We start from the raw sequence: 12667 nt of genomic DNA, 5'->3' as shown, positions 1-12667 counted from the left end.
ACAAGGAAAAAAATGAAGCAAGACGACCAGGTCACATCCCCCACCTTTTCTTTTGTAAAAAAAGGCACCTGGGGATGGAAAATCGCACTGGGCTATGACATTTTTATGATGATTCTGATCATCATCAACCTGTTCTGCCTGAGTGCCAATGCCATTCTGATGAGTGATTTTGGCGGCTGGCTGTTTGACTTCATTCATCTTCCCGATCTGTTGGAGTTTTACCGTAACTCATTGCGTCCCTGGGTCATCATTACCGAAAGCTGGTTTACCAGTTTTCTGGTCATTGAACTGCTGGCCCGCTGGGTAATTGCGGTCATTGGGCAACATCATAAGCGCTGGTTTTTCTTTCCCTTTATTCACTGGTACGAAATTCTCTCCATTATTCCGCAGCTGCGTTTCTTACGTTTATTACGTGCCGGGGCCATCGGCTACAACCTGCACCAGCATGGTTATAAAGTCATTCCAGACGCTTGGTATCGGCGGGCTAAATTCTATTACCACATGGTGCTTGAAGAACTCACCAGCCGTATTGTACTTACGGTCTTAGATGGCATAAAACGTGAACTCTCGACCAGTACCACACATAAAAAACTGATTGAAGATCTGGTTGCCCATCACCGTGACATGTTTGCTGCTGCCCTAGCGGATATTTTGCAAGAGTCTTTAGGCAAAGAACTGCAGGCACAAAAAATCATGATTGCTGACAATGTCGGCGACATTGTCAATCGTGCCATTGAAGACACCCCGGAACTGACCCAATTATTGCGCCTGATTCCGATTGTGGGGGGACGCATCGAGCAACAAATCCAGAGCATTGGACAACGTTTGGGAGAAAATATTACGCTGGGGCTGATTGAACCTTTTGCATACGGTCATAAAAATGAAAAAAATCTGGCATATTTAGAAATTTCAAATAAAATCAGTCAAATACAATTTAAAAATAATACCTATGTGGAAAAACTGGTGGAATCGGCTGTTTTTGAGAGTTTAGAAGCCATTCGCAAACAGGTAAAAGTAAAACAATGGCAACAAATCCTGGAACAGCATGATCAAGTTAAAGAATGATCATGAGATTAAAAATATTGAAAACGTGGCTAGAGAAAAGCTGCAATTTGTTCTAGCATTTGCTCTATTTACAACATCACTTCGACATAAAATTAATGAGTCAGAAGTCTTAAGGAATAATTATGGCTGATATACGGATTACAGGCAGAATGGTTAATTTTACCCGATTAACTTTTGACACCAATGATCACAATGCAATCCGCCAGCAATTGACTCAAATGCTCCAAGAAACTGCTTCTCATGGCACGCTGGTCATTATTGACAGCACGGTAGAACAGGAACTGATTGCACTGATTCAGCTATTGATCAGTCTGGACTTACAGCCGATGGGCGTGATTGACGGCATTCTTTCCGATGAAGCCCGGGCCATTCAGTTTCCTATTCTGCCCGCAGACAACAAACCCTTACAGCGTATTAAAGCGACCAAAGAACAAGTGGTTGAGGCCAAACCTGAAGTTGACTCTGCCTTGCCCCAAGATGCTGAAGAAGTACCAGTTAAACCAAGTCGTGTCATCAGCCATGTGACGTCTTATCACGATGAAATTTTGCGCACCGGTCAATGCCTAGTTCAGGATCATGGCGATATTATTCTTAACGCCGGAATCAATAGCGGCTCTGAAGTTATTGCTTCAGGAAATATACATATTTATGGTAGCGCACGTGGTAGAGTCATCGCCGGCGCAGGCGGGAATGGTGCAGCGCGTATTTTCTGTCATTCACTGGAAGCAGAACTGGTATCGATTGCAGGGACATATTGTGTGGCAGATGACATTCCACAACATGTCCTGAAAAAATCTGTCCATATTTACTTGAATGATCATCAAGAACTTGTCTTTGAAGTTCTCGAGTTTTAATGTATAAATAAACACCAAAAGCCCCATATTTAAAAAGGGGTTTGAACCATAACAGGAGTGGATTCGGTGGCGAAAATTGTTGTCGTAACATCAGGCAAAGGTGGTGTAGGTAAAACTACTACAAGTGCATCTTTTGCAACAGGTTTAGCCCTTCGTGGTCACAAAACTGTTGTGATCGATTTTGACGTGGGTTTACGTAACCTTGATTTAATTATGGGTTGTGAACGTCGCGTTGTTTATGATTTTGTGAATGTATTGAATAACGAAGCGCGTCTTCAACAAGCACTTATTCGTGACAAAGATATTGAAAATTTATATATTTTGCCTGCATCACAGACCCGTGACAAAGATGCCTTGACCGATGAAGGTGTTGCACGCGTTATGGATGAACTTTCTCAAGAGTTTGATTACATTATTTGTGATTCGCCTGCAGGGATTGAACGTGGTGCCATCATGGCCATGTATCATGCAGATGAAGCGATCATTGTGACTAACCCGGAAATTTCTTCTGTACGTGACTCTGACCGCATTATTGGTATGCTGGACAGCAAAACCAAAAAGGTAGAACAGAACGAAGGTCGCATCCGTAAGCATCTTTGTATTACACGTTTCAACCCTGAACGTGCCGATAAACAAGAAATGTTAACTATTGACGATATTTCTAAAGATATCTTACGTGTCCCTACACTAGGTGTGATTCCTGAATGTAAGAGCGTACTGCAAGCGTCTAATGAAGGTAAACCGGTTATTCTGTTTACTGAAGAAGCTGCAGGTCAGGCTTATGATGACCTTGTAGCGCGCTTTTTGGGTGAAGAACGTCCTTACCGTCATATTGAAGTCAAACCTAAAGGCTGGTTAGCAAGACTATTTGGAGCGTAAGAAATGGCAGGATTCTGGAGTAAACTTTTTAGTAGTGAGGATAAACCATCAAGTGCACAGACTGCTAAAGATCGCTTAAAAGTCATTGTCGCCTCTGAACAAGGTCTAGGCAAACGCTTAAGTCAGGAAAAGATTGACCTCATGAAGAAAGAAATCATGCAGGTGGTCAACCGCTATGTCCGTGGTGTAGATGAACAACACATTCAAATGTCGGTTCGTTCTGAAGCCAATATTGAAATGTTAGAAATGAATATCAATTTGCCTGAAGAGCGATAATTTGATTTTTGATTAGTCAAGCAAATTGAATCAAGGCAAAATATGAGCCTGAACAAAGCACTGCTTTGTTCAGGCGCAAGACGAGAAGCTTTGCTTCGAAGTGCCTGAACGATTTAGGTACTGCTTTAGTCAGCCGCAAGACGAGAAGCTGTGCTTCAAGTTGGCAGGGTCGAGCAAAACCGCTTTGTCTAGCCTCATATTTTGCCTTTTTTATTTTAATCAGTATACCAAGGAGATTGCGATGGCATTATCTCAGCCAGCAACGTTCAATGAAGAATGGTCAGATGAGCGTGTATTTGCCTACTTAACCCAGCTACCTCCTGCAGGCGTTAATGCTGATTTTCATGTGCTTTATCATGCATTCAAGCACATGCGTCCAAATGATTATGAGCGTTTACTGACTCAATTCGTTGCCGATGGCCGTGATGTCAATGCCACCAATCCTGAAGGTCAACGCATTCATGATGTGATTGCACAGTACCCGCGTCAAAGCGAAGGCTTTCTGGAAGTGCTTGCCAAGTTTGCTTAAGTAAAACATAAAAAGCCTGGCTGTTTGCATAGAACAGCCAGGCTTTTTTTATCAAAATAATTTTCTTTTAAACCTTTATTTTAAGGCAGCAATAGCATCAATGCCGGAAAAGTCACCGCAAAACAGAGTGTCTGCAAACTAATTACAGCCGCCATTAATCGATGATCACCCTGATATACCCGGGTCAGAATATAAGAAGCTGAAGCTGTCGGCAAACTAAAAAATACCACTAAAATCATGCATTCTAAATGACTTAAATCAAAAGCCTGGCATACGGCAAATGCCAAAATGGGCATGATGAGCAAACGCCCAAACACACTCATCAATAAACGATAGATATTGGTTTTAAACTGATCAAATTGCAATGCTGCCCCCACTGACAGCAAACCCAAAGGCAAGCTCATTGCCGAGAGTAATTTCACAAGTTGCCCTATCCCATCAATTAAGGGCAGATTCAGCAGATTGAAACCTACGCCAACAATACAGCCGAGAATTAATGGATTTCTTGTAATCGAAATAACTGTTTTTCCCAGGGTGTGCCAGTTTAAGCTCGATAATGCCAGTACCGACAAGATATTGACCAAAGGAATCGCGATAGCGATCAGCATGGCAAACATTTGCATGCCTTTCGGCCCAAATAAAGATGCCATGAGCGACAGGCCGATATAAGTATTAAAACGTACCTGGCTTTGCATATACACGCCGAAACGCTGTACCGGAATGTTATAGATTTTTTTAACCACAAAAAGAGCCATAGCTGCCAGCAAAATTACCAGGATCAAGATTCCCAGCATGCTCGACACAGTAGCCATCTCCAGCTCGACATGAGATAAATTCAAAAAGAGCAAGCTAGGAAACAAGATAAAATAATTGAGCTTTTCAGAGTTTCCCCAGAATTCATCTGTGACAAAACGCGTCTGTTTAAGTAGATATCCCATTGCAATCAAAATGATCAATGGAAATAGCGCCATGACAATATTCATGCTCTATCTGTATCCTTAATGAAATATTTCAGTCTTTCCCTGAGCTGCATGATACTTTTGTTTTTCATGAATATTCACTTAATTTACCTTATATCTTCCAATTGTGCTCAAGAAAAAGGCCTGCATTTGCAGGCCCTTGGAAGATATTTACACTTAAATTAAAATATCACGTTTACCGTTGGCACCCATACCGCTAACAATGCCATTTTCTTCCATCTGGTCAATGATGCGTGCAGCACGGTTATAACCCAGGCTAAACTTGCGCTGTAGCGAAGACGTGGATGCCTTACGGGTTTCCAGCACAAAAGATACACATTGATCATAAAGCGCATCACGGTCGGAACCACCCTCACCATCCTCAAAACCACGGCTACTTGGCTCTTCATCAAATGGCGTTAAGATTTCATCGACATAGTTTGGTGCACCACGTTCACGCCATGCATCACAGATACGGTTCACCTCATCATCGGCAATAAAGGCCCCATGCACACGTTCCGGTTCAATCTTACCTGGGCCAAGGAACAACATGTCACCATGACCTAACAAGTCTTCTGCACCACCAGCATCCAGGATGGTACGCGAGTCAATTTTCGAGTTCACACGCAATGCTACACGGGTTGGAATATTGGCTTTAATCAAACCTGTGATCACATCCACTGATGGACGCTGTGTCGCAAGTAACAGGTGAATTCCTGCCGCACGCGATTTCTGCGCCAAACGAGTAATCATTTCTTCGGCTTTTTTACCCACCTGCATGATCATATCGGCGAATTCATCCGCCACAATGACAATAGATGGCAATGGAGTCAGACGCGGTGCACGTTCGCCCACAACCGATTCACTGGCTTTCCAGGTCGGGTCAAACAGTTCTTCACCATTTGCAATCGCTTCTTCAAGCTTACGGTTATAGTCGCTCAGCTTACGGATTTTCAGGAAAGACATCAGCTTATAGCGACGTTCCATTTCATTGACACACCAGTTCAAGGCGCTGACCGCATCTTTCATGTCGGTCACGACTGGCGTGAGCAAATGCGGAATATCGTTATAGTTGGCCAGTTCCAGCTGTTTTGGGTCAATCAGGATCAGACGTAGCTGATCAGGGGTGTACTTCAGCAACATCGATAGAATCATCGAGTTCACCGCAACAGATTTACCAGAACCGGTTGTACCGGCAACCAGCATATGCGGTGCCTTACCCAGTTCGGTAATCACGGGATTACCCGAAATATCTTTACCCATGGCCATGGAAAGAATGCCATCCGGATCATTGAATTTTGGAATCTGTACCAGCTCAATCAAGCGAACCATTTCACGGCTACTGTTCGGTACTTCAATGCCGATATAAGGTTTACCCGGAATGACCTCGACTACACGTACCGATGCCATCGACATCGAACGCGCCAAGTCACGTGAAATATTGGTCACTTTAGAGGCTTTTACCCCCGGTGCCAAATCCAGCTCAAAACGTGTCACTACAGGGCCAGGCTGTGCTTCTATCACTTTAGCTTTCACATTAAACTCTTGCAGTTTAATTTCAAGTAACTCGGATAATCGTGCCAATTGCTCGGCAGTGAAATTCACCTTCTTGTTAGGGTCAACCTCATCCAGCAGCTCCAGACCTGGCAATGGCGGCAAATCACGACGTTTTTGCGCCACCTGCATGGAACGAGACATCGGACGACCCATGGCATCGGTTAAAGGGGCATCCAGATCAAAATCATCTTCATCCAATTCAAGCTCGTCGACAGGTTTTCCAGCCGTTTCCTGCCAAACTTCACGGAAGGCATCTTTATTGGCAGCAATCAACGCCTTTTCATCTTCAGAAATGGTGGATTGCGGCTGCAATTGAGTATTGATTTCTGCACGCACAAAGGCTGAGGATTGGGCATAACTACTCGTAGTACGTGCCACAGGCGCTGCTGGCTCCAAGTGATCTACCGGTAAACTATCTATTGGTAAATCATCTACCAGCAGATCATCCAGCTCATCAAACTCGTCATCCAATGCGCTATTTTTAGGCGTATTATGATTCAGTGATGGCGATACAGTCATACTTGCAGATGCTGTCAGCATTTTTTCTTCAGGGATGACTACTGCTGGTTCTGGATTCACAGAATTAAATGGCGTATGTACATCTGTTGCAGTTTTTCCACCCGGCACAGCTGCAAGCAATTCATCAAAAATTTCGTCATCATCCCAATCCAGATTTTGCTTCGAGGTCTGCGGAGTCGTTGCTGCAGGTTGCTCATCAACAAATGCCTGAAAATGGTCATGTGGTGTATGGGGTCCAGATTCTTCAGCAGCTTTTAACAGTGCATCAATATCTTGGTTATGATTTTGATTTTCATCTGCATGTAATGCACGCCACACTTCACCTGTAGCCACGACACGTTGTGTATTCTGTTCCAGACGATGGGCTTTTTCTAAAATTTGTTCAAATTCTGCCTCATCTTCCTCATCCACCAGTTGTTGCTGCGCAGACTGCTCTTTTTCAACCATGTCATCGAACAGGCGCTCTGCAGCCGGATCACGAACGACTGGTGACAACTCTACTTCCTTATGTTCGGCTACTACTGCTACTTTTTCTGTGGTTGTTTTTTGTTTGTTATTTACCAATGATTTTTTGACTTCAGGATTGGTCCGGTCAAATGCAGATTCGGCTTCAGGCACATTTTTATAAAATAAGTCTTGTAAATAAGCAGGAGTCGCCTTAAGCGTAACCCAGGTTTTGTTCCACTTCACCCCAAATGCAAAGGTGAATAAAATCAGCCAAAACAGCAGCAGAAAAGTGGTTGCACCATAAATGGTTAAAATCTGGGACAGGCTTTGCCCCAACTCATACCCAATGATACCGCCCGACGAATTATCCAGCGTATCTGCAGGCACTTGCCAATACAGATACAACAGACTTGCTGTCGCCAGTAAAATAAAGAACTGTGCAGCATAGCGAAAAGGTTTATTCAAAAAGCTATACGGCCACCAGACCTGAATTGCCTCAACGAAGAGAAAAACTGGAATGAGCAAACTTGCCCAGCCTAAAAAACCGAACAGTAAATCTGCAATCCACGCCCCGGCAACTCCACTGGCATTCGATACATGCTGGGTATCACTGGAAATGTGCATCCAGCCCGGATCAAAAGGCGTATAGGTCACTGTTGCAAGGAATAAATAAATTCCAAATGAGACTAAAAATAATGTCTTTATTAAGCGCTGTGCATAAACACTCGACACCGCAGTCATATACTGTCCTGTAACCAATTTTTCATTCATGTTTTTTGTAAGAAACTAAGACAAAATAGTTTCACAATAAACGCGTATTATGCACCTGTTCCACAAAAAAAGATGCAATATTATGTAGTGGCTGCTGCTTAGAAATATACCAGATTGAGTATCTAACACAGCACTGTTGTTCTATATAGCTCAAATCGATTTGCATGATCAATAATATCGACTTTAATCGCACACCACTGTTATACAGTTTCACGTATAATTCCACAAATTTCTAAATAAAAAAGGATGCAGCGGATGAGCGCACGTCACTCAAGACTGATTATTTTAGGTTCGGGTCCTGCTGGCTATAGCGCAGCGGTCTATGCAGCGCGTGCAAACTTGAAGCCAACCCTGATTGCAGGCTTGCAACTGGGTGGACAACTCACCACAACCACTGAAGTAGATAACTGGCCGGGTGATCCTGAAGGTCTCACCGGTCCTGCGCTAATGGAACGCATGCAGGCACATGCGGAACGTTTTGGCACCGACATTGTCTATGACCATATCAATGAAGTTGATTTAAGCGTTCGCCCATTTGTGCTGAAAGGTGATATGGAAGAATTCACCTGTGATGCTCTCATCATTGCCACTGGTGCGACAGCGCAGTATTTAGGTCTTGAGTCTGAAGCTGCATTTATGGGTCAAGGGGTAAGTGCATGTGCAACCTGTGATGGTTTCTTCTATAAAAACCAGAAAGTGATGGTGGTCGGTGGTGGTAACACTGCTGTAGAAGAAGCACTTTATCTTTCTAATATTGCCTCGCATGTGACCCTGGTTCACCGTCGTGATTTCTTGCGTTCTGAAAAAATCCTTCAAGATCATATTTTTGCTAAAGAAAAAGAAGGTAAAATCAGTATTATCTGGAATCATCAGGTCGAAGAAGTTCTGGGCGATGCAAAATCTGGCGTAACTTCTGTTCGTTTAAAATCAACCCAAGATGATTCAACACAAGACGTTGAAGTGACCGGGATGTTCGTCGCCATTGGTCACAAACCAAACAGCGCAATGTTCGAAGGTCAGTTGAACTTGCGTGACGGTTATATCCAAGTCCAAAGTGGTACGGCAGGTAATGCAACTGCGACTTCTGTTACGGGTGTCTTCGCTGCTGGTGACATTGCTGACAGTATTTACCGCCAGGCCATTACCTCAGCAGGTTCAGGCTGTATGGCTGCGTTAGATGCCGAGAAATATCTAGATGCTTTGGCTGACTGATTTAAATAAATCAATTCAACTCAAAAAAACCGTCCTCTTGGGGCGGTTTTTTTTTGTATGATAAAAATCATAAATGTTTATTGCAAGTTACTCTTCTCGTTCAGGCTGAATCCCATGCATCCATTAGCTCCCTCAGAATTCATTTTTCCCGACCCCATCGAGGCTGATCCCGATGGCCAGGGACTAATCTGCATCGGTGCTGACCTCTCCCCTTCTACACTTTTTGAAGCCTACACCCATGGCCTGTTCCCCTGGTTTTCTGAAGGTGAACCGATCTGCTGGTGGAGTCCGGAACCACGATGCATTATCCGTCCGCAGGATTATCATCCGAGTAAGTCATTAATTCGCAACATGAAAAAGTTTGATTATCAAATCACGGTCAATCAGGCCTTTGAACGGGTCATACGCTCTTGTGCCCTGCCGCGCAGCTATGCTGATGACACCTGGATTTCGGAAGACATTATTGAGGGATATTGTCAGCTGTTTGAAGCTGGTTATGGCTATAGTATTGAGGTATGGGATGAAGGCAAAGTCGTTGGTGGATTGTATGGCGTCACCATTGGACACGGCTGTTTTGGTGAGTCGATGTTCAGTACGCAAACCGATGTCTCAAAAATGGCGTTTTATACTTTAATGCTGATTGGACAGGAAAATAATTTGCCCTGGATTGACTGTCAATTGGTCAATGATCATCTACTCAGCCTGGGAGCCTGTACACTTTCTCGCCAAGCATATCTTAATTCGTTACAAGATGTTGTAAAACAGTCCGCTATCGATTGGAAAAAATATCAAGAGGGTGTATTTTCAAGTAAAACAATAGCGCAAAAAGCGCGTTTAATGGAATGAAAATAAAAGAGGGATTGCCATGAATTCATATCACCCAAAGTCCCTACTTAACGATTTACAGTATTACATTACGCCACCGCATAACTGTAGTTATCTGGAACAAAAATCGGCACGGATGGTCTTTTTAGATCCTGCCCATCGCATTGACGTGGTCAGCCTGTCTGAACTTTCACGTCTGGGGTTTCGTCGTAGTGGGGATTTTGTCTATCGTCCTGAATGCCATCTCTGCCGTCAATGTTTATCTTGCCGCGTACCTGTTTCCGAATTTGAAATGAACAATACGCAAAAGAAGGCATGGAAACGTAATCAGGATCTGACGGTCAAAATTACCCGCACAGCCGATGCTTCCAACATTCATTATCAGCTCTATGAACGCTATATCAATGAACGTCATGCTGATGGTGATATGTTCCCACCAAGTCTGGACCAATTCGAAAAATTTTTAGTACATAGCTGTACGGACAGTTTCTTTATCGAATTCTGGAAAGATGACAAACTGCTGGCTGTTTCTAGCTGCGATCCGCTAGATGATGGAATTTCTGCGGTCTATACCTTCTTTGATCCTGATGAAAGTCGCCGTTCACTAGGGGTTTTTGCCGTACTCAAACAGATTGAACATGTCAGAGCTTTAAGTTTGCCTTATGTCTATCTCGGTTATTGGGTTCCGCATTCCGATAAAATGAACTATAAATCGCAATATGTACCTTTGGAACTGTTGATTGATGGGCAATGGCGACGCTTAAACCGCTTGCTGAACCCTGAAGAAATTCAGCAATTGGGCAACTCCCTTATGACGACATTACCTTCGGGCTGGAACAACCCCATCATCAAGTAATATCACCATTCCTATTTAAACAAACTTGCAAAATCATCTGTGCATGCTTTCACCATAATGATGGCATGCTCTTTTGATCCATCCGGCTTTGGATAATAATTTTTACGTAAATCGATTTGATGAAAATCTGCTTTTTCATACAACTTGATTGCAGGAGTGTTAGACTCCCGTACTTCCAGAAAAATTTGTACGGGATTATTTTTCAGCATAGCAAGCGATGCATCCAGTAGCTTAAAACCTAGACCTTTGCCCTGCTGAGATGGATCAATCGCCATCAACAGCAAATTCGCTTCATCCAGCACAGGTTGTAAAATACAAAATCCAACCACCTGACCATTTTGTTCAATCACTGTGCTCTGATAACTACTGACAGCTTCTTCAAACTGTTTAACAGTCCAGGGATGGCTTTGGACCAATCTTTCAATCTTTGCTACAGTCGATACATCCGCAGCTTGCATCAAACGAATCATCTTCGTTCATCTTATATAAAATTAACCCTCGCATTATAAAAACTTTGCGATAAAAATCGAGTAAAAAAAAGAGCGATCATTATCGCTCTCTCATTTTTCAGCTTAAAAGGCTAATTTAGCCTTCCATTTTTCCAGTAAACCATGGGTATCGACATCATTCGGATGGAAACCTGGCTTGAAATACAACAACATTTCCTTGCCCATACCGGTAATCACGCCTTTAGATGGACTATAGGCATAGCTATAAATCTCCTGCAGTGAATCAAGGTTAAACTGTTGATCCTGTTTTAAAAGACGTGCAAGGAAATAACTTTGTACGATAAATAAAGTGGCCATTGCAATCGCCAATGAAGAAGTGCGCAGAGCATATGACTTCAATCCCTTACCAAAGACTTCTTCGAATACATCATATGCCACTGCTTTATGTTCATTTTCTTCAATTGCATGCCACATCCACATCGTTTTCATGGTTTCATCGGTCATGAGTTCCTGGATATGGGCATTGCTTAAAAGCTGCGATGCTATGGTCGCAGTAAAATGCTCAAGTGCCGTGGTTGCAGTCAAATCCACCATTTCCTGAGTAATACCCACAGGTTTAGCTATTTTCGCCATCAATTTACGTGTGGTCTGAATCACTTTATCAGTATAGTGATCTAAGGTCTCCACATCATGCCCATATCTTTGTGCTGATGCATTAAAAGCCACATGTTCCTGGGTATGCATGGCTTCCTGGCCAATAAAGGCAGAGATTTCCTTTTGTAACTCTACATTGTTTTTTAAGGCAGGATGATGACGTACGGCACGAACACTGTCGATAAAAAATTTTTCGCCTGCAGGAAACAACGCTGATAGCGCTGTCATAAAGTGTGTCAACCCGGCTGAACCATTCATCCAGTATTCCGGGACATGTTCAAAATCAAAGTTCATGCGGCGTACAGGAAAACTCGCACCGGCACGATTGCTCATATTGACCTTTGCATTCATGATGCTTTACTCCTATCTAGCAACGATATAACTAGATTCACTTTTGTTTTTCTTGATTGTTATATTACGTGTTTAAAAACTTGCTATAAGTGCAGATAGGGTCAGGAAAATATCAGTTTAGGACATGAGGAAAAATAAAGCACTGCTTTATCTTGACGCAAGGGAACAAGCACTGCTTTGTTCCGACGCAAGAGAAAAACTGATGATAAGTGAAATTATTTTTTCGACGCAGGAAAAAACAATGCGTCAAATCACTTCTTCGATACAAGAAATAAGGTAAGGTTATACAAGATAAATTTTAAAAAACGAATTAATAAAATAAAAACCATAAAAAAAGCGTCCCAGAGGGACGCTTTTTTCACACAATCAATACTTATGCAGTTACTTTAGCAACAACACCAGCACCAACTGTACGACCACCTTCACGGATCGCAAAACGTAGACCTGGGTCCATTGCGATTGGG

The 12667-nt window shown here is 43.0% G+C and carries 12 protein-coding genes and 1 pseudogene; 8 read left to right on the top strand and 5 right to left on the bottom strand.

The annotated features are described in order from the left end of the window. Nucleotides 1–12 precede the first annotated feature (12 nt). From GTU69_RS13265 to GTU69_RS13245, 5 genes are all read left to right on the top strand, one after another. The gene (locus tag GTU69_RS13265) at nucleotides 13–1065 is read left to right on the top strand and encodes a preprotein translocase subunit SecA (RefSeq protein WP_166171136.1); all 1053 of its coding nucleotides are present in this window, start codon (nucleotides 13–15) and stop codon (nucleotides 1063–1065) included. Nucleotides 1066–1187: 122 nt separating this feature from the next. Then, a complete protein-coding gene (gene minC, locus GTU69_RS13260; protein ID WP_166171134.1) occupies nucleotides 1188–1919 on the top strand; it encodes a septum site-determining protein MinC in 732 nt (243 codons plus the stop codon). Between the two features lie 66 nt (nucleotides 1920–1985). Then, complete coding sequence (minD, locus tag GTU69_RS13255; RefSeq protein ID WP_086196430.1) at nucleotides 1986–2798, top strand: septum site-determining protein MinD; 813 nt, start codon at nucleotides 1986–1988, stop codon at nucleotides 2796–2798. A 3-nt stretch (nucleotides 2799–2801) separates the two neighbouring features. Further along, nucleotides 2802–3074: a cell division topological specificity factor MinE gene (minE, locus tag GTU69_RS13250; protein ID WP_086196431.1), complete on the top strand. Its 273-nt coding sequence runs from the start codon at nucleotides 2802–2804 to the stop codon at nucleotides 3072–3074. A gap of 241 nt (nucleotides 3075–3315) precedes the next feature. Then, a complete protein-coding gene (locus GTU69_RS13245) occupies nucleotides 3316–3603 on the top strand; it encodes a PA4642 family protein (protein ID WP_086196432.1) in 288 nt (95 codons plus the stop codon). Nucleotides 3604–3683: 80 nt separating this feature from the next. Here GTU69_RS13245 and GTU69_RS13240 read toward each other — a convergent pair whose 3' ends face one another. Together GTU69_RS13240 and GTU69_RS13235 are read right to left on the bottom strand one after the other, a co-directional pair. Continuing rightward, nucleotides 3684–4586, bottom strand: a complete 903-nt coding sequence (locus GTU69_RS13240) for an AEC family transporter (RefSeq protein ID WP_166171132.1) — start codon at nucleotides 4584–4586, stop codon at nucleotides 3684–3686. A 153-nt stretch (nucleotides 4587–4739) separates the two neighbouring features. After that, entirely contained in the window at nucleotides 4740–7826 is a 3087-nt protein-coding gene (locus GTU69_RS13235; RefSeq protein ID WP_166171235.1) for a DNA translocase FtsK, read from the bottom strand. A gap of 285 nt (nucleotides 7827–8111) precedes the next feature. Between GTU69_RS13235 and trxB the strand changes: the two genes are divergently transcribed. The 3 genes from trxB to GTU69_RS13220 all read left to right on the top strand — a co-directional run bounded on the left by trxB (nucleotide 8112) and on the right by GTU69_RS13220 (nucleotide 10749). Further along, the gene (trxB, locus tag GTU69_RS13230) at nucleotides 8112–9068 is read left to right on the top strand and encodes a thioredoxin-disulfide reductase (protein WP_166171130.1); all 957 of its coding nucleotides are present in this window, start codon (nucleotides 8112–8114) and stop codon (nucleotides 9066–9068) included. Nucleotides 9069–9182: 114 nt separating this feature from the next. After that, nucleotides 9183–9914 (top strand): leucyl/phenylalanyl-tRNA--protein transferase, encoded by a 732-nt coding sequence (gene aat, locus GTU69_RS13225; protein ID WP_166171128.1) that lies wholly within the window; start codon nucleotides 9183–9185, stop codon nucleotides 9912–9914. A gap of 19 nt (nucleotides 9915–9933) precedes the next feature. Next, entirely contained in the window at nucleotides 9934–10749 is an 816-nt protein-coding gene (locus GTU69_RS13220; protein WP_166171126.1) for an arginyltransferase, read from the top strand. Nucleotides 10750–10760: 11 nt separating this feature from the next. Here the strand turns inward: GTU69_RS13220 and rimI are convergent, their stop codons facing one another. From rimI to GTU69_RS13205, 3 genes and pseudogenes are all read right to left on the bottom strand, one after another. Next, complete coding sequence (gene rimI, locus GTU69_RS13215) at nucleotides 10761–11219, bottom strand: ribosomal protein S18-alanine N-acetyltransferase (RefSeq protein WP_166171124.1); 459 nt, start codon at nucleotides 11217–11219, stop codon at nucleotides 10761–10763. Between the two features lie 102 nt (nucleotides 11220–11321). Next, nucleotides 11322–12203 carry a metal-dependent hydrolase gene (locus tag GTU69_RS13210; RefSeq protein ID WP_166171122.1) on the bottom strand — a complete coding sequence of 294 codons (882 nt, stop codon included), beginning with the start codon at nucleotides 12201–12203 and terminating at the stop codon, nucleotides 11322–11324. A gap of 373 nt (nucleotides 12204–12576) precedes the next feature. Then, a pseudogene (locus tag GTU69_RS13205) lies at nucleotides 12577–12667 on the bottom strand (elongation factor Tu); the annotation flags it as partial.

Origin of the sequence: Acinetobacter sp. SA01, assembly GCF_011319235.1 — a bacterium.
Taxonomy (GTDB): domain Bacteria; phylum Pseudomonadota; class Gammaproteobacteria; order Pseudomonadales; family Moraxellaceae; genus Acinetobacter.
This window is presented reverse-complemented; position numbering and strand designations above follow the sequence as displayed.